Below are 25,084 nucleotides of genomic sequence, written 5' to 3' on the forward strand. Positions count from 1 at the left end.
TGGATTAATGGGGCTATATAAAATAGCTGAGTTGGTTATAAATGAGTATTATGATAAATTAGATGATTTTTTTTGAATCTTAGCTTTTATTTTGATTGTAAATTCCTAAAAGATTCAGGTATAGCTGTAATAGTTTACGCTCTACACTCCTATTTTAAATCGCCAGCTAAATTCAATTGCTTAAGATAATTTGCCTAGAAATATATTGTCTTAGCTACACTTATTTTAAGAGTGCTTTCAAAATTTGTTAAAGTTCCTAAAAAACTTTCAAAAAGATAATGAAGAGACGTTTTATGGAGTTAACCATAATCATTAAGATTTAGAAATTTAAACATTTCCTTTGAATTCATTTTTTAAAAATTAATTAATATAATCGCTTTCTTTAAAATAATGAAATCTTAAAATTATCTTTTTGAACAATTTTAAATACTGCTAAACATACGCATATATTTTATATAGACTTGGATAAAGTTATATTTATATAAAAAATAAATTAACTTTCCTGATCGTGTTAGAATGTTAAACGATTAATATTTTAAAATACTCTTAATCTCATTGAGGGGTAAGATACTTTAATGTTAGGTGTGGAGGATTCCCAAAGTGGGTAAAGATTTATTAAATAATTGTATAAGTCGATTTTCAATTCGTAAACTCAATGTAGCCGTGTGCTCTGTCTTACTTGGAACTCTTGTAATGCTTGGTACTGATAACAAAGTTTTAGCAGACGAGTTAACTACAGAAGTTCAAACAGTGCCGCTACACCACTAGTCAAGATGTAAAACTATAATAGTACATTGGTATCAATTATTACGAGCGAATCAACAAGTGAAACTGCAACATCAGTTACAGATAGCTAAGCAAGGGCTAAAACTGAAGCTTCTCAATCTACAGATAACGGTAGTAGAACTGCTAAATCGATGGATTCATCAAGTCAAACATCAGAAGCCAAGAATCAAGAATTATGAATCATCTTTCACAGCTCAATCCTCCTTAGAGAATTTGGTAGTTGCTAACGGTTAGACAAATACTTCAGCATTTGCTGTAAATAATGAATTAGAGGCAACTGAGGTAGCCATAATGAATACTGAATCAGATTACTGATAACAACGGCTATACAACTGATTGAGTTTCTAAAGACAAAGAAGCACATTCTTCTATAAATGAATTCTGGGATAGCATGGATGGACTATATATTCCATATTCCAACTGTTACTCCAAAAGAACTTGAAGGGGAAGACAAGACCTCTATGGATGTTCAAGGAGTTAGTTAAACTGCTACTCCAGAATTCACTATTGAAGGAACAAATAATAATAATGAGAAAGTTAAAATCACACTTGTTTTTGATTATCTGTTCAAGCTTGTCGATTCAACAACTGGAAATGTAATCAATGATCTTGTTTTGACTGTAGAAGGAAAAGGAATCTACTTAGATGAGATGACTGTAAAGGTTACCTTTGTACCAATCCCAGGATTTAGTGGGACTGCCAAGGGTGTAACAGTTTCTCCTATGGCTTCAGTTGGTCGTGATAGAGATGGTAAAATGTCAGATAATGCTCTTAAAACTGCAACTGATAAGTATAGACCAACTGTCACACCAGTTACTTCAGTTGGTAATAAGATTGCAATTCAAACAGGATTTACAGAAGGTGACATCCGAGTATCAATAAATGATGCCGTTACAGTTACATTTGAAGATAGCACCACTCCCAAGACATGAAATAGTCTTGGGAGTTACAAGGTAGCTTGCAGATGGTACAGTAACATTCACACCAGAAGCTTAATTTACAGGACCTGTCCCAGCACTTACAGTGGTTCATGAAGATGTGAACGGTACTAAGGCTTCAGTGACCTACCCACCTACTGTATTGCCAGTTAGGTCATTTGTAGATAAGAATGGTAAGGAAATTCCAGGAAATCCTACAGTTGATGGTGAACAAGCAAAAGCTGAAATTTCTTGTTCCCCAACAGAAGATGGCGAACAAGAGAAGAAAGAAATCCCGAGTTATTAATTTGAAAAGAGTAGTAGATGAAAATGGTAATACTCAGCACATCTACAAACATACTATGACTCCAACTCCAGAGTCACAGATAACTCCACAATCACAACCAGAACCTGAAGATACTAAGGATTTTGTCCATCCAGAAACTGGTAGTGAGAGTTCAGATCTTGTATTTGTTGGTCTGGCAATTCTTCTAGCAGAAATGGGATTCTATACTTGAAAACGACGCAAATGTTGAAATCAATTAGCAGTCGTTTAGGACAGTAGAATTCTGATTCCAATCAATATAGACCTCACAGCATTTGTTATGGGGTCTATTTGTATACCCATGCGTGATACTTTCCTAAGTCGTCAGAGTTGACTTTGCCTTTTAGGAAGTGTAAGCTATATTTCAGTTAAAGGATTATAAGGAGGTCCTACCATGATTGAAATTTCTTATCTAAATGCAGCTAAGCAAGAATGCCATATCTCATTTGAAGATTACAATGAATTCGTTAGAGCTCAGCAAGCCTGTTGGATTGCCATACCAGACTCAACGCCAGTAACTAAGGTAACCATCAACGGCCATGATATTGAATACAAAGGACAATTTGGTGACCTTTACTTCCATATTATGAAGTTAGACTTAGCTCAATATCAGTAAGAAAAAAAGAGAAAAAAACCAGAAGCTATCTTCTGGTTTTTTTCTTCTTTAAAAGTTTTTTTATAAATTAAGAATATTGCTAGTTAACTGAAAATGACTTACAATAGAGAGTAAGAATTTATATAAGGAGACAGATATGAAAAACAAGCGTTTAATTTGGACTTTGGTTTTCTTAGCTATCTTGACGCTCGGCTCTATTGGTACAGATCTGTTCAAAAAAGAACAGCAAAGTACCCATAAGGTTGCTAAAGTTGGAATCCTCCAGTTCGTCACTCATGATGCCCTGGATCAAATCGAGAAAGGTATTGAGGATGGACTTAAGGAAGCTGGCTACAAAGGGGACAAGGTTCAAATTACCCTCCTAAATGCCGAAGGGGACCAATCGAAGATTCAAACCATGTCTAAACAATTGGTCAACGATAAAAATGATGTTGTTATCGGTATTGCAACGCCAGCAGCTCAAGGACTAGCGGCAGCTACCAAGGATATTCCAGTCATTATGGGAGCTATCTCAGATCCTGTTGGGGCTAAATTAGTTAAGGATCTCAAGCATCCGGAAGGTAATGTCACAGGAACTTCCAATCAAGTACCTATTAAGCAGACAGTAGAATTGGTCAAATCACTGACACCAAATGCCAAAACAATTGGTATTCTCTACGCTTCAAGTGAAGACAATTCCAAATCACAGGTTGAAAGCTTTAAAAAATACGCTGAACAAGACGGTTTAAATGTGGTTGAATACGCTGTACCATCAACCAATGAAATCAACACAACTATGTCAGTAATGACTGGTAAGGTTGACGCCATCTGGACACCTCAGGATAATACCATTGCATCATCTTTTTCAACAGTAATCTCTTTAGCCAATCAAGCTAAGATTCCCGTTTATACAACTGTTGATACCATGGTTAAAGAAGGCGGTTTGGCCTCAGTTGCTCAAAACCAATATGAGCTTGGAAAAGCTACAGCCCGTAGTGCTATTAAAGTTCTTAAAGGTAAAAAAGTTAAGGATATCCCAGTTGATGTGATTGATGATGGGACTCCAACGCTAAACCTTAAAGTTGCTCGAGATCTTAACATCACCATACCTGACGATGTGCTTAAGCAGTCAGACATTGCTGTTAAAGCTGATAAATAAGGAGGACTTATGATTATTTCATCCATTTATCAGGGTCTTCTATACGGAATCTTAGGTCTTGGGATTTACATGACTTTCCGTATCTTAGATTTTCCTGATTTAACGACAGAAGGTTCCTTCCCTTTAGGGGGGGCAGTAGCAGTAACCCTCATGAATTTTGGTTGGAACCCTATCTTGGCGACCTTGGTTGCTGTAATAGCCGGCTGTCTTGCTGGTCTAGTGACTGGTCTCCTTTATACGAAAGGAGAAATTCCAACGATATTGGCAGGAATTCTGGTCATGACTTCCCTTAACTCAGTCATGCTTATGATAATGGGAAGAGCCAATCTAGGTCTCCTTGATATTAAGACAATTCAAGATCTGTTTCCTTTTAGTAAGGATTACAACCTCTTAATCGTTGGTCTCTTAGCTGTAACTATTGTTATTACTTCCTTGATTGCCTTTCTTAACACGCGCCTAGGCCAAGCCTACATTGCTACTGGTGATAACCGCGATATGGCCAAATCTTTCGGTATCAATACGGATTCAATGGAAGTGATGGGACTTGTTATCTCAAATGGTATTATTGCCCTCTCAGGAGCCTTGATTAGTCAACAGGACGGTTATGCCGACGTTTCAAAAGGGATTGGGGTTATAGTCATCGGACTTGCCAGCATTATCATTGGTGAAGTCTTGTACGAGACTAACTTGACCTTGTTGGAACGATTGATTGCCATCTGTGTAGGTTCAATCCTTTATCAGTTCCTTTTAACAGCTGTAATCGCTTTTGGCTTTAACACTAACTACCTAAAACTCTTTAGTGCGATTGTTCTAGCCCTTTGCTTGATTTCGCCTGTCCTGCGCCGAAAATTCTATAAGGGGGTAAGCTTTTCACGATGACAGCTATTGTAGAACTCAAAGATGCAACTGTTAAGGTTAATAACGGTTTTGACACCGAAAAAATCATTTTGGATCATGTCAATCTTACCATTAGGGAAGGTGATTTTATTACCATCCTTGGTGGAAATGGTGCCGGAAAATCAACCCTCTTCAACGTCATTGCAGGAACCCTTATGTTGACTAGTGGTCAGATTTTTATCATGGGTGAGGAGGTTACGGCTCTACCTGCTGAGAAGCGTGCCAAACACCTCTCACGTGTTTTCCAAGATCCTAAAATGGGAACTGCTCCTCGAATGACTGTTGCGGAAAACCTTTTGATTGCCAAATACCGTGGCGAAAAACGAGGCCTTAAATCACGTCATCTTCACCTATATACCGAGGAGTTTCAAGGTTTGATTGAACGGATTAGTAACGGTCTGGAAAAACACCTGGAAACACCAGCAGGTCTTCTATCAGGTGGTCAGCGTCAAGCCCTTAGCCTCTTAATGGCGACACTTAAACGTCCTGAGCTCTTGCTCTTAGATGAGCACACCGCAGCCTTGGATCCTAAGACAAGTGTGGCTCTTATGAAGTTGACTGATGAGTTTGTGACGAGAGACCATCTTACAGCCTTGATGATTACCCATCACATGGAAGATGCTCTAAAATATGGGAACCGTCTTATCGTTATGAAGGATGGACAAATCATTAAAGATCTTACCAAGGAAGAAAAGGATCAATTGGATATCACAGACTACTACGCTATGTTCGAGTAGGCCCAGATTGACTCTAAATTGTAAAATAAGTCAAAAAGTTGTATACTTAAAGAGTATGCAACTTTTTTTGTTGTGGCCTGTAAATCGACAAGGAGACTGTTCGCATGAACGTTCAGCTTCTTGGACCGTCTGTATAAATAGGCTCTAGAAGAGAGTCAAACTAAAAAGGAGAAAAACAAGCATGAGCGATATTAAAATTATTGCCCTAGGTGGAGTGCGTGAAAATGCTAAGAACCTCTATATTGTTGAAATTAACGACTCCATCTTTATCTTGGATGCTGGTCTAAGGTATCCTGAAAATGAACAATTAGGTGTTGACTTTGTTATCCCTAATTTAGATTATTTGGTTGAAAATAAAGACCGTATCCAGGGAATTTTCTTGACGCATGGGCACGCTGACGCCATTGGTGCCCTACCTTATATCTTGCAAGACGCCAAAGTACCAGTCTTTGGGTCATCACTTACTATTGAGTTAGCTAAGCTTTTTGTAAAAAATGCTGGCGTTAATAAATTCAATAATTTCCATGTCATTGACTCAGAAACTGAAATTGAATTCGATGATGCAGTGGTCTCATTCTTTAAGACAACTCACTCTATCCCAGAATCAATGGGGATTGTTCTTGGGACGGACCGAGGCAATATTGTCTATACTGGTGATTTCAAGTTTGACCAAGCTGCTCGCCCTTACTACAAAACTGATTTAGGTCGCTTGGCTGAAATCGGTCGAGAAGGTGTCTTGGCCCTCTTGTCAGACTCAGCAAATGCGACAAGTACTGAACAAACAGCTTCAGAAGCAGAAGTTGGCCAAGAGATTGACCAAGTTATTGCCGATGCAGATGGACGTGTTATTATTGCAGCAGTTGCCTCAAACTTGGTTCGTATTCAACAAGTCTTTGATTCAGCTGCCGAACATGGACGTCGCGTTGTTCTTACAGGTTTTGACGTTGAAAATATTGTTCGTACAGCTATCCGTCTTAAGAAATTGACTGTGGAGCATGAGAAGCTCATTGTTAAACCAAAGGATATGAACAAGTTCGAAGACCACGAGTTGATTATTCTCGAAAATGGACGTATGGGAGAGCCAATCGACGGTCTTCAAAAAATGGCAGTTGGCCGTCACCGTTATGTTCAAATCAAAGATGGGGACTTAGTTTATATCGTAACCACACCAAGTATTGCTAAAGAAGCAGCGGTCGCACGCGTAAACAATGCTATCTATAAGGCTGGTGGGGCTGTTAAGATGATTACACAGAATCTTCGTGTATCTGGACATGCCAATGCTCGTGAGCTTCAATTGATGCTGAATCTTCTTCGTCCACAGTATCTTTTCCCAGTCCAAGGGGAGTACCGTGAACTTCAAGCTCATGCTGAGCTAGCCCTTGAAGTTGGGATCCTTCCAGAAAACATCTACATTGTTAAGCGTGGAGATATCATGCACTTATCAGAGGACCAAGGTTTCCTTCTTGAAGGTACTGTCCCAGCTGGTGATGTTATGATTGATGGTAATGCTATCGGTGATGTTGGAAATATCGTGCTTCGTGACCGTAAGGTCTTGTCTGAAGACGGTATCTTTATCGTTGCTATTACAGTCAATAAAAAGGAGCGTAAGATTGTCTCTAAAGCGCGTGTCAATACGCGTGGCTTCGTCTATGTTAAAAAGAGCCGTGATATCCTAAGTGAGTCTGCTGATATTGTCAATGCAACTGTTGAAAATTACTTGGCAGGAGATAGTTTTGATTGGGGAGAACTTAAAGGTGCGGTTCGCGATGATGTGGCTAAGTTCCTCTTTGACCAAACCAAACGTCGCCCAGCAATTCTTCCAGTTGTTATGGAAGTACGTTAATTAATTATTAGAGTGTGAGTATGTTACTTACATTCATTGATATTAGAAAGTCTCATAAGACTATTTTGAAAAAGAAAAAGCTGGGCTATCCCAGCTTTTCTATCATTAAGAAAGGAAAAGACAAATGGCTTTTTTTCAAATTGAATACTCATCAGTTGTTCTAGGACAATACCGTCAAGTAGATGTTATCTATCCGGATCGTGATCAGATTTCTGAAACGGAAAGTGATACGGACATTCCAGTCCTTTATCTTCTTCATGGTATGGGGGGAAATCATAATTCTTGGGCCTTCCGTACCAATATTCAGCGTCTCCTTCGTAAGACCAACCTCATTGTCATTATGCCTAATTCTGAAAATGGATGGTATACAAATACTAAATATGGCGTAAGATATTACGATGCCATTGCCAAGGAGCTTCCTCAAGTCATGCAACGTTTTTTCCCAAGTATGACAAAGAAGCGTAAAAAGACTTTTATTGCTGGACTTTCTATGGGGGGCTATGGTTCCTTTAAAATTGCCTTAACCACGAATAACTTTGCTTGCGCAGGTTCCTTCTCTGGTGCCCTTGGTTTATCTACAGAGATGATTAGAGATGAGACCATTGAGTCCAAGGAATACTGGCAGGGTGTCTTTGGTGATTTGGAAGGAAAAGATATTGAGCAGCATAAATTGGTTAATTTAGCCAAGCAACATGACAAGAAAACTAAATTTTTTGCTTGGTGTGGTCTGGAAGATTTCCTTTTTGACACTCAAGATCAAGCAGTTGCTGATTTGAAGGCTCTTGGCCTAGATATTGACTACAGTACAGACCATGGAAGACACGAGTGGTATTATTGGGAAAAACAACTAGAGGCCTATTTAGAATGGTTACCTATTGATTACATTAAAGAAGAACGCTTATCCTAATTGGTCAAGTATGTAACATCTTATTAAAGAGATGATAAAAGCTTAAAGTGATATTTTTTACTTTCTAGAATGATTAGAGCATGATATACTAGGGGAAATTTCGAAAAGGAGGCTCTGTATTGAAAAAATTATTGAGAGTAATCTTCTATATCCCCAAACTTCTCTTACGATTTATATGGAATCTTATTTGGGCTATTTTTAAACTTGCCCTTATCCTAGCCATAGTTGGTTATGGACTTATCTATTATGCTAACAACTCTTCAAGTACCTTAGCTACAAACATTAACCGTGCCTTTCGACAAGTTGAGCTAGGTTTTAGTGGGACCAATACAAGTGATGTTGAAAAGATCGTTTCAAACCTATCGACGACAGATACAATTCCTGAGTCTAATGGTGCCAGATGGGCACAAAATACAGCTAGCATCTATATTCAATCTACAGATGAAACCTTGGTAGCTGCTTATAAGGAAGCTATCACAAATTGGAACAAAACGGGTGCTTTCATCTTTACTCTGACAGATGATGCGTCAACAGCTGATATTGTTGCGACAGACTATTCCGATGCTAATTCACAAGCAGCTGGTCTAGCGGATAGTCAGACTAATGTTTTAACAAATCGTATCACTCATGTGGATGTTAAGTTGAATCGTTATTTCCTCTTGAATAGTGATTTTGGTTATACCCACAAACGTATTGTTAATACGGCCGAGCACGAATTGGGGCATGCCATTGGCTTGGATCACGATGACTCTAAGACATCAGTTATGCAATCAGCGGGTTCTTATTACGGTATTCAACAGGTGGATATTGATACGGTTCATGCCCTTTATGCCAATTAAGGAGGACTGTCATGCGTTATATTAAACACCTTGTTAGGCGTTACCCTATGCAAAGCTTTCTCATTCTTTTCAATGCTGGGGTATTTACCTGGTTGCAAACAACGGGAACCATGATTGCCTACCGTTTGGATTTATCAGGTGATGATATTTGGATCTATGTTCCCACTTGGGTAAACACCTTAACTAGCCACTCCCTTGAGAGTATTCGAACCCTATATGGTGCCTCAGGTTTGACTTAGCTAATGACATCTATGATTATAACCTGGTTCGTGACTTTTCTTAAAGGTCTTATGAGAGCCGTAGTTCTTGTACTTGTCATTGCTATTGGTTTATGGCTTGTCTATCGACATTTCGAACTCTTGCAAAATTTAAAACTGTCCTAAGGGGTAGTTTTTTAGGATATTACGGCGTTTATTTTCTGAAAAAGTATGATATAATATAGCTAATTTATTATTTTGGAGGACATTATGGCTTTAGCAAAAATCGTTTATGCCAGTATGACCGGTAATACGGAAGAAATCGCAGATATTGTTGCCAAAAAATTGGAAGAATTGGGTCACACTGTGGATGTAGACGAGTGTACAACGGTTGATTCCGCTGATTTTGAAGATGCGGACATCTGTATTGTAGCAACTTACACTTATGGTGATGGAGAGTTGCCAGATGAAATCGTTGACTTTTACGAAGATTTGGCCGACCTTGACTTGTCAGGTAAAATCTTTGGTGTTGTAGGTTCAGGAGATACCTTCTACGATTATTTCTGTAAATCAGTGGATGAGTTTGAAAATCAATTCACATTCACAGGGGCGACTAAGGGTGCTGATAGCGTCAAGGTTGACCTTTCTGCTGAAGATGAAGATATCGAAAACCTTGAAGCTTTCGCTGAAAAAATTTCAGAAGCATTAGCATAAGAAAAAAGCAGAGTAAAGTCTGCTTTTATTGTAGTTAAAATGGAGTTTTTATGAATGAAATAGAAAGAGATTTTAGGACGCAATCTCAACATCTCCTTTGGTCCGTTTGGAGAGGGCTCTTAGTGGGGGTGACGGCAGGAGCAGTGGTCAGTCTTTTTCGCTGGTTAATTGCCAAAGGGGCCGCGTTTTCTGTAGCTATATACAAAGACGCCCTTCATAATCCACTTCTGATTTTGGGAATTGTCCTGGTTAATCTCTTGATTGCACTTTTTATTGGTTTCCTTATTAAGCAGGAAAAAGACATCAAGGGCTCAGGAATTCCCCATGTTGAAGGGGAACTGATGGGGCTCTTACATCCGTCTTGGTGGTCAGTATTATGGCGTAAGTTCGTGGGCGGTGTCCTTGGGATTTCAATGGGACTGATGTTGGGACGTGAGGGCCCTAGTATTCAACTAGGTGCCATGACTGCTAAGGGATTAGCCGAGGGACTTAAGCTCTCTGCACGTGAGAAACGTGTCTTGATTGCTGCAGGAGCAGCAGCAGGATTATCGGCTGCCTTCAATGCCCCGATTGCTGGTCTCTTGTTTGTCGTTGAAGAAGTCTATCATCATTTCTCTCGTCCTGTTTGGGTGACAGCTTTAACGGCATCTTTAGTGGCCAATGCTGTTTCCCTACGCATCTTTGGTCAGGTATCAGTCCTTGCTATGACAGAAAAATTACCAGTATTTCCTTTGAAAGATTATTGGATTCTTATTCTCTTGGGGACTTTTCTAGGTGTGCTTGGATACGGTTATGAGTGGGTTGTCTTACGTATTGGTAAGGTCTACCAAGGGTTAGGGAAAATCTTCCACTTGCCATCTCATTTTTATGGCCTTTTGGCAGTTCTGTTTATCATTCCTATTGGTCTTTATTTTCCACATCTTTTAGGTGGTGGGAATGAATTGATTCTTGCTTTAAATGGTTTACATCCTGCTCTAACTGTGGCTATCCTCTATTTGGCTATTCGCTTTGTTTGGAGTATGTTGTCCTTTGGTTCAGGATTTCCTGGTGGGATTTTCCTTCCAATTTTAACTCTAGGTGCTCTTTCTGGTAGCGTTTTTGCGGCAGCTTTTGAAAATCTAGGATTCTTACAAGTCAGTCAGTTCCCTATTTTTATCATTCTTGGTATGGCTGGTTATTTCGGCGCGGTATCTAAGGCACCGCTAACTGCTATGATTTTAGTGACTGAGATGGTGGGGAACCTTCACCAATTGATGACAATTGGAGTCGTGACCCTGATTGCCTATCTCGTCATGGATTTCATGGGAGGAGAACCTGTCTATGAAGCCATGCTTCACAATCTAATCGCTCACGAACCAAAACAAGTTGATAATATACCGACGATGATTGATTTACCAGTTACAGATAGTTTAGCTGGTCGATTGGTTAAGGATTTAACTTTACCTGACGGAGTTTTGATTTCCACTCAGATTTTTCAAGACCAGTCTGAAGTTGTTCATGGAGACACACGTCTAAAAGCAGGAGCAACCCTGTATCTGGTTGTTAATGAAAGTAATATCAGTCAGGTAAGAAAACTCTTTTTATAATCAATTCAATGGCTTGAGGCTCTTTTGTCCTCAGGTCATTTTTGTTATAATGGAGAGAAAAAAAGGAGGTCAGTATGGACTTAAATGAGATTCGCCAACAGATTGACTCCGTTGATAATGAGATTGTGGCTTTGTTGGAAGAACGTATGAAATTGGTAACTCGAGTAAGTGCTTATAAACAACGCACTGGAAAGGCGATTTATGATCCCGAACGAGAGCAAGCCCTGCTAGACAAGGTAGGCGCTAGTGTTCTTAATCCTGAATATAAAGAAGCTATCGTCGCAAGTTTTGCGGATATTATGAAGCATTCACGTACTTATCAAGCAAGTAAGCTAGAAGAAAAGTAGGCCCCTAGGATGAAAGTAAGACAATTAAGTGATAGTAAAGGTCTTTCTTACTTACATTTAGTAATGTTAAGTCTTTATGCAATTTTGTTAGGGGTACTGGTTGGACTGATTGATGCTGTTTTTGGGCGCGTGCTTATAGGACTCTCGGAATTTCGTGACCACCATCTCTTTTATCTAGTCCCGGCACTTCCTTTAGCAGGTCTTTTGATAGTTTACCTCTACCAAAAGTTTGCTGGTAAGGCAGCGCAGGGAATGGGCTTGATTTTCAAGGTTGGACATAATGAGGAGGATCAAGTTCCCCTAAGGTTAATTCCACTGGTGACTGTAACCACATGGCTGACCCACCTTTTCGGGGGATCCGCAGGTCGTGAGGGAGTTGCTGTACAACTAGGGGCCACAGTTTCTCATGCTTTTAGTCGCTATTTTAAGCTCCCTAATGCTTCATGCATTTTCTTGACCATGGGAATGGCCGCTGGTTTTGGAGGACTCTTCCAAACACCAATCGCTGCGACCTTCTTTGCACTTGAGGTCTTGACCTTAGGACAGTTAAGCCTGCCAATCTTAGTACCGACTCTTATTGCATCTTTTATGGCTAGTACAACAAGCCATCTCTTAGGTCTTGAAAAATTTAGCCACTTTGTATCCAAAAGTTTGACTATTGACCTTGAGACGTTTATGAAATTAGCTCTTTTAGGTTTGGCCTTTGGTCTAGCAGGAAACCTCTTTGCTTATCTCTTGTCACTAGCTAAAAAGAAAGTAGCAAGTTTGCTCCCCAATCCCTATTATCGTGTTCTCTTAGGAGGTGTCGTCTTAACCTGTCTTCTTTTGATTTTGTGTAAGGGACGCTATACAGGGCTTGGAACGAATTTGATTGCTTTAAGTGTTGATGGTGGGACCATTTATCCATTGGATTGGCTCTTTAAACTTCTCTTGACTGTCTTTACCTTATCTCTTGGATTCCAAGGAGGAGAAGTAACCCCTTTGTTTGCCATCGGAGCAAGTCTTGGTGCTGTGCTAGCACCCATTCTTGGTCTTCCTATCTCTCTTGTAGCAGGTCTTGGTTATTTGTCGGTCTTTGGTAGTAGCACCAATACTCTATTAGCACCGATTTTTATTGGTATTGAGGTCTTTGGCCCCGCTAATGCAATCCCTTATGCGATTGTCATGGCTTTTGCTTATATTATCAATCATAAGACAAGTATTTATGGTCAACAAAAAATGCTAGAAATGCAATAAGATACTAGACATCCTGATAATTTTTTGATAAGATACTAAGAGTGTGTAATGGACACACAAAAATAACGGCTAATCCGCTGGGACACAGAGGTTGCTCTTAAGATTAGTAAGATAGGAGTATATAAAAATGAATCCATTGATCCAAAGTTTGACAGAAGGTCAACTTCGTACTGACATCCCATCATTCCGTCCTGGTGACACTGTTCGCGTTCACGCAAAAGTTGTCGAAGGAACTCGCGAACGTATCCAGATCTTTGAAGGTGTAGTTATTTCACGCAAAGGTCAAGGGATCTCAGAAATGTACACAGTTCGTAAAATCTCAAGCGGTATCGGTGTAGAACGTACTTTCCCAATCCACACTCCACGTGTTGATAAGATTGAAGTTGTACGCTACGGTAAAGTCCGCCGTGCTAAACTTTACTACTTGCGTGCTTTGCAAGGTAAAGCTGCACGTATCAAAGAAATCCGTAAATAATTTACAGATTTCACTGAAAAAATCTGTCCTCGTGGCAGATTTTTTAATAAGTCCTCTTAGTTAAATGGATATAACAACTCCCTCCTAAGGAGTCGTTGCTGGTTCGATTCCGGCAGGGGACATCAAAAATAGTTTGAATGGTTTTGGAATCATTTTGAATTTCTGAACTAACTTTTTAGTAAGGTCTTGACAATATATATATATATATATATATATATATAATAGTCTCGTGATTTTTTATAGAAAAAGGAGATTATTGTGAAACAAACCTTCATCACTTCGTATCTAACATTTTATCTAAAAGCATCTGTAGCACTTGAAGGAGATTTTATCAAGACTTCAAACCCTAACACTATTTTGAAGGTTATTCCTCTTGGAGCACAGAATAAAACGATTCCAGTGGATCATATCTCAAGTGTTGATGATTCATTCAGATTAGATTTTAAATCTTTCGCATGGGGAATTATCTTTGCTCTAGTTGGCTTTAATATGATGGGTTCATCTATCTTAGGAGGATTGATCTTAGCTGCTTATGGTATTTTGACGGTATTAAGTGCATTCCAGACTCTTTTGATTTTAAATCTAACTTCTGGAGGTGCACATGTATTGAGTGTTGTTGTATTTGAAAAGTCCAATCTTTTGACTTGCAAAGAAACAATCGAAAGTCTAATTCAACATCGTTACAATAATACAAATGTGACAGCTAATACTGACCGAGTTATTGAAGCTTTAAATAATAAGTAAACTGGTTTCATAAGTCTCTTTAAAAGAGGCTTTTTTATTGTGTTATAAATAAAAGATGATAGGTAAAGAATATGAAATAATCATTTTTGATGTACCAAATAAACTTTTCTGAGGACATTATATTGTGATAAAAAGGTCTGAGATTTTTAATAACAGGCGATTGGAAGTTTGGAGATTGAACAAAAGGGTCCAAAACAAATTGCGAATTATGTTTTTATTTCATTCTGGAGCTATAATAACTATTGAGATTACCTTTAGATTTTTCCCTTTGCTGTGATTATCAGACCAGTTAACTAACGTAAAAGAAATCTATCTCTTCAATCAAAAAACCAGGTTTCCCTGGTTATAACTATTAGCGGCTTACACGACGGCGAGCTGCTTTTTTACGGTTTTCTTCGATGAAAGCCAATTTTTTTTCTTCTGGTTCGATAATTGTCTTTTTAACTGCGAAAACGGCACCTGCAACAGTAGCAGCAGTTCCGAGAACGCCAGTAGCGACACCTTTAGCAAATGAATGTTTTTTAGCCATGAGACTATCCTCCGTATATGTTATAATATACTTACATTATCTAAAAAAATATCTAGAATAGCAAGTGAAATGATTATGAAAACCAAACTTATTGTAGTAGCTGGACCTACTGCTGTGGGAAAAACGGCGCTTGGAATCGAATTGGCTGAGCGTTTTAATGGAGAGATAATCTCGGGAGATAGCCAGCAGGTTTATCGACAACTGAATATAGGAACTGCAAAGGCCACTCCTGAAGAACAAGCAGCAGCTGTACATCATTTAATCGATGTCCGTGATGTAGATGAGTCCTATTCAGCCTATGATTTTGTGACAGAGGCGCAGGCTGCCATCACTGATATTGTTAGTCGTGGCAAGTTGCCTATCATTGTAGGGGGAACAGGTCTTTACTTACAGAGCCTTTTAGAAGGTTATCATCTAGGGGGGCAAGTTGACCAAAATCAGGTTTTAGCCTACCGTTCAGAACTAGAGCAATTGTCTGATCAGCAGCTTTTCGAAAAGATTGATAGCTTAGGTATAGAGATCAAAGAGATAAATCGTCGTCGCGCCATTAGAGCACTTGAGCTTTATCGTTTTTCGGACAATCTTGAAAATACTGAGACCTGTTATGAACCCTTTATAATTGGCTTGGATGACGAGCGTTCCCTGATTTATGACCGTATTAATACACGAGTTGACAAGATGGTTGAACTTGGGCTCTTAGAAGAAGCTAAGTGGCTTTACGATAATTTTTCGGAGGCCCAGTCGGCTCGTGGAATTGGCTACAAGGAATTATTTCCTTATTTTTCTGGGGAACAAACTTTAGATGAGGCCTTAGAAAAACTCAAGCAAAATACCCGTCGATTTGCTAAACGTCAATTAACCTGGTTTAGAAATCGGATGACGGTTAGCTTCTATCAAATTTCTAGTCCAGAATATCCTGAAAATGTTATACAAGATCTTGCTATATTTTTAAACGAAGAGGAAGGAGAAAAGTAGGTCGATCTTAGTGTCCAGGACCTATCTTTGCTATAATGGTAGTTATGACTAACGAAGAAAAAAAAATAGCTTATGAATTAATGCTTGCTCAGGCTAAGGTGCTATTTGCTAATGAAGACAACGCATTGGCTAATTTTGCCAATGCCTCAGCTCTTTTAAATACAACTTTGCCAAACTCTGTGTTTACAGGTTTCTATCTGATGGATAATATCAAAAATGAGCTAATCCTTGGTCCTTTTCAAGGTAATGTCTCTTGTGTTCGAATTGCCTTAGGTAAGGGTGTTTGTGGCCAATCTGCTGCAGAAAATAGAACCTTGATTGTCCAAGATGTCACTAAACATGCCAACTATATTGCCTGTGATTCTGCTGCTCGGAGTGAAATTGTTGTCCCTATGGAAAAGGGTGGTAAATTAGTTGGTGTTCTTGATTTGGATTCTCACCAAGTAGAAGACTATAACCAGGTGGATCAAGATTATCTGGAAGCATTTGTCAAAATATTACTTGAGAAAACTGATTTTACATTTGGAATGTTTGAGGTAAACTAATGTACCAAGCCCTATACCGAAAATACCGTAGTCAAACCTTTGGCGAAATGGTTGGTCAAAAAGTGATTTCAACCACGCTAAGACAGGCGGTAGAGTCAGGCAAAATCAGCCATGCCTATCTCTTTTCTGGCCCACGTGGTACTGGTAAGACCAGTGCAGCAAAAATTTTTGCCAAAGCAATGAATTGTCCTAATCAGGTCGATGGTGAGCCATGTAACCACTGTGATATCTGTCGTGATATTACTAATGGCAGTCTTGAAGATGTTATTGAGATCGATGCGGCTTCCAATAACGGTGTTGATGAGATTCGTGAAATCCGTGATAAATCAACCTATGCACCAAGTCGTGCCACATACAAGGTCTATATTATTGACGAGGTGCACATGCTGTCGACAGGTGCCTTCAATGCTCTCTTGAAGACTTTGGAAGAACCAACTGAAAATGTTGTTTTTATCCTCGCGACTACAGAGTTACATAAAATCCCAGCAACCATCTTATCCCGTGTTCAACGTTTTGAATTTAAATCGATTAAGCAGGGGGCTATTAAAGAGCATTTAGCTTCAATTCTCGAAAAAGAAGGATTGACTTTTGATGATGAAGCCTTAACCATTATTTCACGTCGTGCAGAAGGTGGTATGCGTGATGCCTTGTCAATCTTAGACCAAGCACTGAGTCTTTCTGCTGACAACAATGTCAGTCAATCCGTTGCCGAAGAAATCACAGGCTCTATTGGTCTTACTGCCTTGGATAGTTTTGTAGCTAGTGTTCGCAATCAGGATACCACAAAAGCCTTATCAAATCTTGAAACGCTCTTTGATAATGGGAAGTCTATGAGTCGGTTTGCGACTGACCTTTTGGAGTATTTCCGTGATCTTTTGATAGTAAAAGCGGGTGGTGAAAATAGTCACCATAGTCCCCTTTTTGAAGAAAACTTATCTTTGGAACAAGACCGACTTTTCCAATTGATTGACTTGGTAACAAGTGCTCTGCCCGAGATTAAAACTGGGACACATCCTAAAATCTATGCTGAGATGTTGACGATTAAACTAACTGAGACAAGTGCTCAAGTAAGACAAGACATCCCGGCTAATTTGCAAGAAGAACTTGACAGTCTTCGTCGTGAGGTAGATAGTCTACGTAAAGCTCTTAAAGAGGGCCCATCTCAAGGAAAAGTAGCACCTACTCGAAAATCAAAAGCTTCTTATCAGTATAAGGTGGATCGTGAGAAAATCCTTACTATTATGCGAGAAACTATGGAGAATCCCCAAAAATCACGCCAGTGTCTGGATGCTCTAAAAGCAACATGGCCTGAGATTTTGGATTCTATCAGCCCTCAAAATAGGGCGCTTTTGAACGGATCAGAACCTGTGTTAGCCAATCAAGAAAATGCTATCCTAGCTTTTAACGCTGCTTTTAATGCTGAACTGGTCATGAAACGAAGTGATCTCAATGATATGTTTGGCAACATCATGAGTTCAGCTGCTGGTTTTTCACCTAATATTATGGCTGTTCCGAAAGCAGAGTTTGAAAAACTCCGAACAGAATTTGCACGAAGCCTCAAATCTAAAGAAGAGCTGGAAAAAGAGGATCGTGAAGAGTACATCCCTCAAGAACTCGAGTTTCTCTCTGATGTAGTAGAAATAGAGGACTAAAAAGGTCCAGTGGACCTTTTTAGGTCCGAGCCAAGAAATGCAAAATCGAGGAGGTCCAGTGGACCTTTTTAGGTCCGGTCCAAGAAATGTATAAGCTAGGGAGAGTTAGTTCTTCTGCCTGAGGTATCTTGTGAGTGTGTTTATCTATCTTAATGGATAATCTTTCTATCATCTAAAAGAGCCTAGACTGCTTGTCCTAGGCTCTAACTATTGCTATAATAATCTTATGATTCAACAAATTTTGTTTATTACAGTGGAAACTATTTTTGAAACGGTTTGTTTTAATTACAGTTTACAGCAAGGCTATTACTTTTTTACAGCCTTTTTTGGTTACTTACTCTTACGTCGTCTTTGGACCACTTATATTATTTCTCGAATTGCGAGTGCAGCCGATAAGTCTACCAAGAAGTAAGGCTGACTTCACCAGCGCTCAGCCATTTTTCCTGACCGTCATCAGTGAGAACGAGGAGTTGCCCCTTGTCTCCAATTTCTTTAGCAATACCACTGTAAGCCTTTCCAGATTGTTCAAAGGTCACTTGTTTATCTAAAACGAGGGACTTTTCTTTATAAACTTTGACCAAATCAGTAGTAGGAATGGTTAAAAAGAGCTTCCAAATTTCTGAAATGAGCTGATTCCGAGTGATTGTGGGACGCTCATTTTGGAAAAGGCTGGTTGCTTTAGTAGCTATTTCTTCAGGAAAATCGCTAATTGAAAAATTAAGTCCTACACCGATAATGACATCTGTGATACATCCAGATTCGATAGAACTGATGGCTTCGGTAAGAATACCAGCTATTTTTTTGTTGTTCAGATAGATATCGTTGACCCATTTGATGTCTGTATCTATGCCTGTAAGGCGCTGAATAGCCTTGACAATGGAAGCAGCTACCATCATGGTATAAGGCGGTAACTCACTAAAGTGACAGTTTGGCTTAAGGTGAATACTCATATAGATACCACCGTGAGGACTTGTATGAAAGTGACGTTCAAAGCGTCCCTTAGCTGATCCTTGATTAGACGCAAGATAAAGGCTAGGGGCAGGATCTTGTCTTTCCATACCATGTTTAGCATCAAGTTGTGTAGAGGTGGAGTCGGGATTAAAGTAGACAGGAAAGTTGAGTTGCTTAGAAATCTCTTGAGAAAGAAGAATATCTCCCTTTTCTAAATGGTATCCTTTTTTTCGGACACTTGTAATAACAACACCTTGGTCCTGAAGTGACTGAATGGCTTTCCAAATGGCTGTTCGTGAGATACCAAGCTCTTTGGCGAGGCTTTCTCCAGTAACAAAATCAGGACTCTTTGCTAATATTTCATAAACACGTTCATAGGTTTTCATATTCTAAGTATAATACAAAAACCAGTAAATTGCTCGCCATAAAATATTGATAAGATTTGATAATTAATAACTATGTGACTAGACAAGAAAAAAGTGATATAATGAAATTTAGTTATTAAGTCCCGATAAGGCAGCAGTCATCCTAGCATGGTTGCTGGTTCTTTGTAACTTTTTAACGGCGCCGAGCTCTTTGTGGAGTATAGCGTTTTATCTATTAGGAGGCGGTTAAATCTCGTGCTATCTAATACTATTTTTCATATTAAAAGGGGGACATTTTATATGTCAGAACGTAAACTTTTCACGTCTGAATCAGTATCTGAGGGACATCCAGATAAAATTGCAGACCAAATTTCAGATGCCATTCTCGATGCGATTTTAGCAGAAGATCCAGACGCCCATGTAGCAGCAGAAACAGCTGTTTACACTGGTTCTGTCCATATTTTTGGTGAGGTTTCTACAACAGCTTATGTGGACATTAACCGTGTAGTTCGTGATACTATCGCTGAAATTGGTTATAATAATGCAGAATACGGTTTTGCAGCAGAATCTGTTGGGGTTCACCCATCATTGATCGAACAATCTCCAGATATTGCTCAAGGTGTTAATGAATCACTTGAAGTTCGTGGAACTGGTGACCAAGATTCACTTGATCTTATCGGAGCAGGTGACCAGGGTCTTATGTTTGGTTTCGCTATTGATGAAACTCCAGAATTTATGCCGCTTCCAGTTAGTCTTTCACATAAATTGGTAAAAAAATTGGCAGATTTGCGTAAATCTGGTGAGATTTCCTACCTTCGTCCAGATGCTAAATCTCAAGTTACCGTTGAGTATGATGAAAATGATCAACCTGTCCGTGTCGATACAGTTGTTATTTCAACACAACATGATCCTGAAGCGACTAACGACCAAATTCGTCAGGATGTCATTGAAAAAGTCATTAAGGCAGTTATTCCTGCAGAATACTTGGATGAAGATACCAAGTTCTTCATCAATCCAACAGGTCGTTTTGTAATCGGTGGTCCTCAAGGGGATTCTGGTTTGACTGGTCGTAAGATTATTGTTGATACTTATGGTGGTTACTCAAGGCACGGTGGTGGTGCCTTCTCTGGTAAGGATGCAACTAAGGTCGACCGATCAGCTTCGTATGCCGCTCGTTATATTGCCAAAAACATTGTAGCTGCTGGTCTTGCTAAGAAAGCAGAAGTACAATTGGCTTATGCTATTGGTGTTGCTAACCCAGTATCTGTCCGTGTTGATACCTTCGGAACGGCAACAGTTGCTGAGAGAAAACTTGAATCTGCTGTCCGTGATCTCTTTGACTTGCGTCCAGCTGGTATCATTCAAATGCTTGATCTTAAACGTCCTATCTACCGTCAAACAGCGGCTTACGGTCATATGGGACGTACAGATGTTGATCTTCCATGGGAAAAATTGGACAAGGTAGATGCACTGAAAGCAGCTGTAGAAGCTTAAAATAATCTAATATTATATGAAATTTAATAATTTCAAAGCAACAGAATTTAATTTTTTTGAATTCTGTTTTTTGTTTTGAAAATGAATAATATGAATTTTCTGACTTCAGACACATGTAAACCCAAAGGATTGAGTGATTAAAGGGTAAAAACTACTAGCTAAAAATAATTTCTTTAGTTGAAAAACTTTGAAAGGAGTTGAAAAATAAGAATAAATTGCTATAATAAGAGTGACGATGTAAATATGAAACTAGAGTCATTTTAGATTGATAGAGTAAGAGAAACACCTATATATAGTTTTACAGGTGTTAGATAATCTAAAACACTTTGGTGAGTTTGTGATTTTTTGGGGAAACTAATCAACAAAACAGGATATTTAGTTAGTCAATTTAATGTATTTTCAATAATATTAATTTCAGTTAATGTTTGCTTAGAATAATCATGTTCTTTCTTATTTTTTTTAAATGTTTATGACTCCAGAGCTAGGAGTCTGGTGGAGGTTGTGTCTTTTCTCATTGGGGAGAGAGATTTGGTTTCTACAGAGCTTGCTCAAGAAAGACATTACATTGTAGTCCTAATGTTATAGGGAAATACCGAGGGCTAATGATTAGAATGGGTAAAAAGTGTAGTTAAGGGGACACTTTTAAATGTGGGTAGAAGTTTATGAACATATTGATAGTTGGTAATACTGCTTGATTAAGAAGCGATTTCGTTTTGAAACCGCTTCTTAATCAAGCAGTTTTTATTTTAGGTCATACAGGTGTAAAGTGTTCTCGTAAAAATAAAATTAACAGTTTATACCAAACATTATGAAAATGATCAGCTAGAAGATGTTTTTGAATTTCATGATTATGATTAAATCATCTATCTTTCAGAGTACCTCAATTATGAACATGAAAGTTCAGAGGAGATTGAGGATTTAATCAGATTACTAAAGTGTTTTCAAGAGAAAATAAATACAAGGTCTAACCTACTTGTAAATAATCTATCAGAGCTTCAAGAAGAGGCTAAAGCATCGCATTTGACATTTTTAGGGCAAAAGGTGGCTGAAGATATCTGTGACGGACAAGCAGCTTACAAGGAACTTTTGAAGAATATGGGGTATCGCCTATGGGTATCACGCTTGACAATCTCCAAAGGAGAAAACAAGCATGATATTACCCTTAATTTGGAAAATTCAGGGGTAGCCCCTTTATATGGCGATTGGACTGTGGTATTATATTTGTGTGATACTAGTGGTAAGGTTGTTCAATCGCAAGATCTTGACTGCCGTTTGTCAGAATTACTTCCAAATCAAACCGCTGAGCTGAAGGCAAGTTTTGCTTATTCAAAAAATCAGAAGTATCAAGTGAAGTTCGGAATTATTTCTCCAATGACACAAGTGCCTTCTGTTCATTTTGCCATGAATGGTTTCGAAGGAGAAGTTATGCCTAAATTAGCAACGATTCAAAAGGATCAAAAAGGCACTGACAAGTAAGAAAGGAATAATAAATGTCTATTTTAATTACAGGAGGAGCTGGCTATATCGGTAGCCACACAACCGTCGAACTCCTTAATGCAGGTTTCGATGTAGTCTTAGCTGACGACTTTTCAAATAGTTCGCCAGCGGTACTTGAACGTTTGGAAAAGATTACGGGTAAAAAGTTTCCATTTTATCAAGGTTCCATTTTAGATACTGATTTTTTGGATAAGGTTTTTACAAATGAAGATATTGAGTTAGTTATTCACTTTGCAGCCTTTAAAGCAGTGGGTGAATCTGTTCAAAAACCTTTGAAATATTATAAGAACAACATCAATGGTACCATTACTCTCCTTGAAAAAATGAAGGAATACGATGTGAAAAACATTGTCTTCAGTTCAAGTGCAACAGTTTACGGTACCAATAATCCTTCCCCAATGACCGAAGATATGCCAACGTCAGCGATTAATCCATACGGTTATACAAAGTTGATGATGGAACAAATTCTTACAGACGTAGCTGCCTCAGACCCTTCATGGTCTGTCACAAATCTTCGTTATTTCAATCCTATCGGAGCTCATGAGAGTGGTTTGATTGGTGAATTGCCAAACGGTATTCCAAACAATCTTATGCCATATATTACACAAGTTGCTATCGGTAAACTTCCTGAGCTTAATGTCTTTGGTGATGATTATCCGACTCCGGATGGTACAGGTGTCCGTGACTACATTCACGTTCTTGACTTGGCATCAGGTCACTTGGCTGCCGTCAAATATAATTTGAGCCACAAAGGTGCTGAGATTTTTAACTTGGGTACTGGACACGGTTATAGTGTTTTGGATCTCGTTAAGACATTCGAAGCTGAAAATAAGGTTGCTATCCCTTACCGTATTCAAGGGCGTCGCGCTGGTGATATTGCGACTTGCTATGCGTCTCCTGAAAAGGCCAAAGAAGTTCTCGGCTGGGAAGCTAAGAAGACTTTGAAAGATATGGTCAGAGATTCTTGGCGTTGGCAAACAACAAACCCAAATGGTTATGAAGACTAAACTTAGTCTAGGAAATCATAGCCTATAGAGAGTAGGACAAGCACTAGATTTTTTTAAGCAACCCTAATCTAGTCGCCTCAGAAATAAAGAGAAGAGGTGTGAAAACAGTCACTAAATGATTATAGGTTTAGAACTGTCTCACCCTCTTTTTATGTTTTAGACTAGCTTTCTATGGTATAATGAAATCATGACTATTATTAATCAATTCGTCACTTTGACGAGTCACCTAGTATTTATTGGATTGAGCTACCATATGCTGATTAGCCTCTTTGATTGGGCAAAATTGATCAAAAATCCTATCGAGAATACTGGTAAGTTGAAACTTTTCTTGCTTTTTATTAGCATTGCCTTAGGCTATCTTGTCAGCTCCTTTATTCTGTCAGTTTTAGCTTTTGGACAGAATATGGCTAGCTCGATTTCTTAAATTAGTGATTTTAATTGTGTTTTGATATAATACAAAAAAATACGAAATTAATCCTTGAAAGGAATCCTTATGGATAAAATTATTGTGAAGGGTGGCAACACTCGATTAAGTGGTGAGGTTGTCATTGAAGGTGCTAAAAACTCTGTCCTTCCTTTGTTGGCGGCGACTATCTTGGCCTCAGAAGGTCAAACAACCTTAACTAATGTTCCAATCTTGTCAGATGTTTATACGATGAATAATGTTGTCCGTGGTTTAGATATTGCTGTAGACTTTGACGAGGAAAACAATACCGTTGTAGTTGATGCTAGTGGAGAAATTCTCGATCAAGCACCATATGAGTATGTGAGTAAGATGCGTGCGTCAATCGTAGTTCTTGGGCCTATTCTTGCTCGTAATGGTCATGCTAAGGTCTCAATGCCTGGCGGTTGTACGATTGGTAGTCGTCCTATTGACCTCCACCTTAAAGGTTTGGAAGCGATGGGTGCTAAAATTATCCAAGTTGGTGGTGATATCACCGCGACAGCAGAAAAACTTAAAGGTGCAACTATTTATATGGACTTCCCATCAGTTGGTGCTACTCAGAACATTATGATGGCAGCCACTTTAGCTGATGGAGTCACTACCATTGAAAATGCTGCGCGTGAACCGGAAATCGTTGACTTGGCTATTCTTCTTAACGAGATGGGGGCAAATGTCAAAGGTGCTGGAACTGAAAAACTCGTGATTAAAGGTGTTAAATCTCTTCATGGTACGCAACATGCGGTTGTTCAGGACCGTATTGAAGCAGGTACTTTTATGGTAGCAGCAGCCATGACTTCTGGCAATGTTCTTATTAAGGATGCTATCTGGGAACATAACCGTCCTTTGATTTCTAAATTATTGGAAATGGGTGTCGACGTTAAGGAAGAGGACAGAGGCATTCGTGTTAAATCTGATGTTTCGAAATTGAAACCTGTAGCTGTTAAAACCCTACCTCACCCAGGTTTTCCAACTGACATGCAGGCTCAATTTACGGCTCTTATGGCAGTTGTGAAAGGTAAATCAAGCATAAGTGAAACAGTCTTCGAGAATCGTTTCCAACATTTAGAGGAAATGCGTCGTATGGGGCTTCATTCTGAAATCCTTCGTGATACTGCAATGATTCACGGTGGTTTGCCACTTCAAGGAGCGCGAGTTATGTCTACTGACCTTCGAGCTTCTGCAGCCCTTATCCTCACAGGGATGGTTGCTGAAGGAACAACAACTGTTGGGAAATTGACACACTTGGATCGTGGTTACTATAAATTCCATGAGAAACTAGCTAAACTAGGAGCCCAAATTTCACGTGTAAGTGAGGCATAG

Annotated in this window: 28 protein-coding genes, 1 tRNA gene and 1 pseudogene; 28 read left to right on the forward strand and 2 right to left on the reverse strand. The window is 39.0% G+C overall.

The window, feature by feature from the left end:
* Window positions 1-600 precede the first annotated feature (600 nt).
* The 19 genes and pseudogenes from MHH90_RS04205 to MHH90_RS04295 all read left to right on the forward strand — a co-directional run bounded on the left by MHH90_RS04205 (window position 601) and on the right by MHH90_RS04295 (window position 14,304).
* The gene (locus MHH90_RS04205) at window positions 601-768 is read left to right on the forward strand and encodes a YSIRK-type signal peptide-containing protein (protein ID WP_157795604.1); all 168 of its coding nucleotides are present in this window, start codon (window positions 601-603) and stop codon (window positions 766-768) included.
* Between the two features lie 560 nt (window positions 769-1,328).
* On the forward strand, window positions 1,329-1,718 hold the full coding sequence (locus MHH90_RS04210; protein ID WP_300972686.1) for a hypothetical protein: 390 nt from the start codon (window positions 1,329-1,331) through the stop codon (window positions 1,716-1,718).
* A gap of 106 nt (window positions 1,719-1,824) precedes the next feature.
* The gene (locus tag MHH90_RS04215; protein WP_144239055.1) at window positions 1,825-2,010 is read left to right on the forward strand and encodes a hypothetical protein; all 186 of its coding nucleotides are present in this window, start codon (window positions 1,825-1,827) and stop codon (window positions 2,008-2,010) included.
* Window position 2,011: 1 nt separating this feature from the next.
* Window positions 2,012-2,221, forward strand: a complete 210-nt coding sequence (locus MHH90_RS04220; RefSeq protein WP_064355875.1) for a hypothetical protein — start codon at window positions 2,012-2,014, stop codon at window positions 2,219-2,221.
* Window positions 2,222-2,422: 201 nt separating this feature from the next.
* On the forward strand, window positions 2,423-2,644 hold the full coding sequence (locus MHH90_RS04225) for a DUF4649 family protein (protein WP_002950961.1): 222 nt from the start codon (window positions 2,423-2,425) through the stop codon (window positions 2,642-2,644).
* 136 nt (window positions 2,645-2,780) lie between these two features.
* Window positions 2,781-3,782, forward strand: coding sequence for a tryptophan ABC transporter substrate-binding protein (trpX, locus tag MHH90_RS04230; RefSeq protein WP_011681237.1), 1,002 nt, complete (start codon window positions 2,781-2,783; stop codon window positions 3,780-3,782).
* Between the two features lie 9 nt (window positions 3,783-3,791).
* Entirely contained in the window at window positions 3,792-4,661 is an 870-nt protein-coding gene (locus MHH90_RS04235) for an ABC transporter permease (RefSeq protein WP_340725793.1), read from the forward strand.
* On the forward strand, window positions 4,658-5,416 hold the full coding sequence (locus tag MHH90_RS04240) for an ABC transporter ATP-binding protein (protein ID WP_002946104.1): 759 nt from the start codon (window positions 4,658-4,660) through the stop codon (window positions 5,414-5,416). The genes MHH90_RS04235 and MHH90_RS04240 overlap by 4 nt, the downstream gene beginning before the upstream one ends.
* A 181-nt stretch (window positions 5,417-5,597) precedes the next feature.
* Window positions 5,598-7,259: a ribonuclease J gene (locus MHH90_RS04245; protein ID WP_011681235.1), complete on the forward strand. Its 1,662-nt coding sequence runs from the start codon at window positions 5,598-5,600 to the stop codon at window positions 7,257-7,259.
* Window positions 7,260-7,383: 124 nt separating this feature from the next.
* Entirely contained in the window at window positions 7,384-8,166 is a 783-nt protein-coding gene (locus tag MHH90_RS04250; RefSeq protein ID WP_014608401.1) for an alpha/beta hydrolase, read from the forward strand.
* 119 nt (window positions 8,167-8,285) lie between these two features.
* Complete coding sequence (locus MHH90_RS04255; protein ID WP_014608400.1) at window positions 8,286-9,005, forward strand: matrixin family metalloprotease; 720 nt, start codon at window positions 8,286-8,288, stop codon at window positions 9,003-9,005.
* Between the two features lie 11 nt (window positions 9,006-9,016).
* Window positions 9,017-9,388: pseudogene (locus MHH90_RS04260) on the forward strand (hypothetical protein).
* A gap of 84 nt (window positions 9,389-9,472) precedes the next feature.
* Window positions 9,473-9,916 (forward strand): flavodoxin, encoded by a 444-nt coding sequence (locus tag MHH90_RS04265; RefSeq protein ID WP_340725794.1) that lies wholly within the window; start codon window positions 9,473-9,475, stop codon window positions 9,914-9,916.
* Window positions 9,917-9,966: 50 nt separating this feature from the next.
* Window positions 9,967-11,502, forward strand: a complete 1,536-nt coding sequence (locus MHH90_RS04270) for a ClC family H(+)/Cl(-) exchange transporter (RefSeq protein WP_023909698.1) — start codon at window positions 9,967-9,969, stop codon at window positions 11,500-11,502.
* A 74-nt stretch (window positions 11,503-11,576) separates the two neighbouring features.
* Window positions 11,577-11,849, forward strand: coding sequence for a chorismate mutase (locus MHH90_RS04275; RefSeq protein WP_011226101.1), 273 nt, complete (start codon window positions 11,577-11,579; stop codon window positions 11,847-11,849).
* Between the two features lie 9 nt (window positions 11,850-11,858).
* Window positions 11,859-13,085 carry a voltage-gated chloride channel family protein gene (locus MHH90_RS04280; protein WP_014621688.1) on the forward strand — a complete coding sequence of 409 codons (1,227 nt, stop codon included), beginning with the start codon at window positions 11,859-11,861 and terminating at the stop codon, window positions 13,083-13,085.
* Between the two features lie 127 nt (window positions 13,086-13,212).
* On the forward strand, window positions 13,213-13,560 hold the full coding sequence (gene rplS / locus MHH90_RS04285; protein WP_002950935.1) for a 50S ribosomal protein L19: 348 nt from the start codon (window positions 13,213-13,215) through the stop codon (window positions 13,558-13,560).
* 50 nt (window positions 13,561-13,610) lie between these two features.
* Window positions 13,611-13,682 (forward strand) — tRNA-Arg (locus MHH90_RS04290).
* Between the two features lie 136 nt (window positions 13,683-13,818).
* Window positions 13,819-14,304, forward strand: coding sequence for a hypothetical protein (locus MHH90_RS04295; protein WP_003092689.1), 486 nt, complete (start codon window positions 13,819-13,821; stop codon window positions 14,302-14,304).
* Window positions 14,305-14,656: 352 nt separating this feature from the next.
* On the opposite strand, the gene MHH90_RS04300 is transcribed toward MHH90_RS04295, so the two are convergent.
* Entirely contained in the window at window positions 14,657-14,833 is a 177-nt protein-coding gene (locus MHH90_RS04300) for a DUF3042 family protein (RefSeq protein ID WP_024009934.1), read from the reverse strand.
* 75 nt (window positions 14,834-14,908) lie between these two features.
* Here MHH90_RS04300 and miaA point away from each other — a divergent pair, with 75 nt between their 5' ends.
* From miaA to MHH90_RS04320, 4 genes are all read left to right on the forward strand, one after another.
* Entirely contained in the window at window positions 14,909-15,808 is a 900-nt protein-coding gene (miaA, locus tag MHH90_RS04305; RefSeq protein ID WP_011681226.1) for a tRNA (adenosine(37)-N6)-dimethylallyltransferase MiaA, read from the forward strand.
* Between the two features lie 44 nt (window positions 15,809-15,852).
* Window positions 15,853-16,353, forward strand: coding sequence for a GAF domain-containing protein (locus MHH90_RS04310; protein ID WP_282570761.1), 501 nt, complete (start codon window positions 15,853-15,855; stop codon window positions 16,351-16,353).
* Window positions 16,353-18,005 carry a DNA polymerase III subunit gamma/tau gene (gene dnaX / locus MHH90_RS04315; protein WP_002950915.1) on the forward strand — a complete coding sequence of 551 codons (1,653 nt, stop codon included), beginning with the start codon at window positions 16,353-16,355 and terminating at the stop codon, window positions 18,003-18,005. Before MHH90_RS04310 ends, dnaX begins: the two co-directional genes overlap by 1 nt.
* A 226-nt stretch (window positions 18,006-18,231) precedes the next feature.
* The gene (locus tag MHH90_RS04320; protein ID WP_011681224.1) at window positions 18,232-18,417 is read left to right on the forward strand and encodes a DUF3272 family protein; all 186 of its coding nucleotides are present in this window, start codon (window positions 18,232-18,234) and stop codon (window positions 18,415-18,417) included.
* Here MHH90_RS04320 and birA read toward each other — a convergent pair.
* Window positions 18,404-19,342, reverse strand: a complete 939-nt coding sequence (birA, locus tag MHH90_RS04325) for a bifunctional biotin--[acetyl-CoA-carboxylase] ligase/biotin operon repressor BirA (RefSeq protein WP_011681223.1) — start codon at window positions 19,340-19,342, stop codon at window positions 18,404-18,406. The genes MHH90_RS04320 and birA overlap by 14 nt on opposite strands.
* 279 nt (window positions 19,343-19,621) lie before the next feature.
* On the opposite strand from birA, the gene metK reads away from it, so the two are divergent.
* The 5 genes from metK to murA all read left to right on the forward strand — a co-directional run bounded on the left by metK (window position 19,622) and on the right by murA (window position 25,084).
* Window positions 19,622-20,815, forward strand: coding sequence for a methionine adenosyltransferase (gene metK, locus MHH90_RS04330; protein ID WP_011681222.1), 1,194 nt, complete (start codon window positions 19,622-19,624; stop codon window positions 20,813-20,815).
* Between the two features lie 1,020 nt (window positions 20,816-21,835).
* On the forward strand, window positions 21,836-22,291 hold the full coding sequence (locus MHH90_RS04335; RefSeq protein WP_260223972.1) for a DUF4832 domain-containing protein: 456 nt from the start codon (window positions 21,836-21,838) through the stop codon (window positions 22,289-22,291).
* Window positions 22,292-22,305: 14 nt separating this feature from the next.
* Window positions 22,306-23,319 (forward strand): UDP-glucose 4-epimerase GalE, encoded by a 1,014-nt coding sequence (gene galE, locus MHH90_RS04340; RefSeq protein ID WP_011681212.1) that lies wholly within the window; start codon window positions 22,306-22,308, stop codon window positions 23,317-23,319.
* A 187-nt stretch (window positions 23,320-23,506) separates the two neighbouring features.
* Entirely contained in the window at window positions 23,507-23,743 is a 237-nt protein-coding gene (locus MHH90_RS04345; protein WP_002946959.1) for a DUF1146 family protein, read from the forward strand.
* 69 nt (window positions 23,744-23,812) lie between these two features.
* Window positions 23,813-25,084 (forward strand): UDP-N-acetylglucosamine 1-carboxyvinyltransferase, encoded by a 1,272-nt coding sequence (murA, locus tag MHH90_RS04350; RefSeq protein ID WP_024704149.1) that lies wholly within the window; start codon window positions 23,813-23,815, stop codon window positions 25,082-25,084.

Origin of the sequence: Streptococcus sp. FSL E2-3488, assembly GCF_038003585.1 — a bacterium.
Taxonomy (GTDB): Bacteria; Bacillota; Bacilli; order Lactobacillales; family Streptococcaceae; genus Streptococcus; species Streptococcus thermophilus.

Bases quoted from the DNA above. Each gene is read 5' to 3' on its own strand.
- MHH90_RS04225 (WP_002950961.1), top strand. From the start codon at position 2,423: ATGATTGAAATTTCTTATCTAAATGCAGCTAAGCAAGAATGCCATATC.
- trpX (WP_011681237.1), top strand. From the start codon at position 2,781: ATGAAAAACAAGCGTTTAATTTGGACTTTGGTTTTCTTAGCTATCTTG.
- MHH90_RS04235 (WP_340725793.1), top strand. From the start codon at position 3,792: ATGATTATTTCATCCATTTATCAGGGTCTTCTATACGGAATCTTAGGT.
- MHH90_RS04240 (WP_002946104.1), top strand. From the start codon at position 4,658: ATGACAGCTATTGTAGAACTCAAAGATGCAACTGTTAAGGTTAATAAC.
- MHH90_RS04245 (WP_011681235.1), top strand. From the start codon at position 5,598: ATGAGCGATATTAAAATTATTGCCCTAGGTGGAGTGCGTGAAAATGCT.
- MHH90_RS04250 (WP_014608401.1), top strand. From the start codon at position 7,384: ATGGCTTTTTTTCAAATTGAATACTCATCAGTTGTTCTAGGACAATAC.
- MHH90_RS04265 (WP_340725794.1), top strand. From the start codon at position 9,473: ATGGCTTTAGCAAAAATCGTTTATGCCAGTATGACCGGTAATACGGAA.
- MHH90_RS04270 (WP_023909698.1), top strand. From the start codon at position 9,967: ATGAATGAAATAGAAAGAGATTTTAGGACGCAATCTCAACATCTCCTT.
- MHH90_RS04275 (WP_011226101.1), top strand. From the start codon at position 11,577: ATGGACTTAAATGAGATTCGCCAACAGATTGACTCCGTTGATAATGAG.
- MHH90_RS04280 (WP_014621688.1), top strand. From the start codon at position 11,859: ATGAAAGTAAGACAATTAAGTGATAGTAAAGGTCTTTCTTACTTACAT.
- rplS (WP_002950935.1), top strand. From the start codon at position 13,213: ATGAATCCATTGATCCAAAGTTTGACAGAAGGTCAACTTCGTACTGAC.
- MHH90_RS04300 (WP_024009934.1), bottom strand. From the start codon at position 14,833: ATGGCTAAAAAACATTCATTTGCTAAAGGTGTCGCTACTGGCGTTCTC.
- miaA (WP_011681226.1), top strand. From the start codon at position 14,909: ATGAAAACCAAACTTATTGTAGTAGCTGGACCTACTGCTGTGGGAAAA.
- MHH90_RS04310 (WP_282570761.1), top strand. From the start codon at position 15,853: ATGACTAACGAAGAAAAAAAAATAGCTTATGAATTAATGCTTGCTCAG.
- dnaX (WP_002950915.1), top strand. From the start codon at position 16,353: ATGTACCAAGCCCTATACCGAAAATACCGTAGTCAAACCTTTGGCGAA.
- MHH90_RS04320 (WP_011681224.1), top strand. From the start codon at position 18,232: ATGATTCAACAAATTTTGTTTATTACAGTGGAAACTATTTTTGAAACG.
- birA (WP_011681223.1), bottom strand. From the start codon at position 19,342: ATGAAAACCTATGAACGTGTTTATGAAATATTAGCAAAGAGTCCTGAT.
- metK (WP_011681222.1), top strand. From the start codon at position 19,622: ATGTCAGAACGTAAACTTTTCACGTCTGAATCAGTATCTGAGGGACAT.
- galE (WP_011681212.1), top strand. From the start codon at position 22,306: ATGTCTATTTTAATTACAGGAGGAGCTGGCTATATCGGTAGCCACACA.
- MHH90_RS04345 (WP_002946959.1), top strand. From the start codon at position 23,507: ATGACTATTATTAATCAATTCGTCACTTTGACGAGTCACCTAGTATTT.
- murA (WP_024704149.1), top strand. From the start codon at position 23,813: ATGGATAAAATTATTGTGAAGGGTGGCAACACTCGATTAAGTGGTGAG.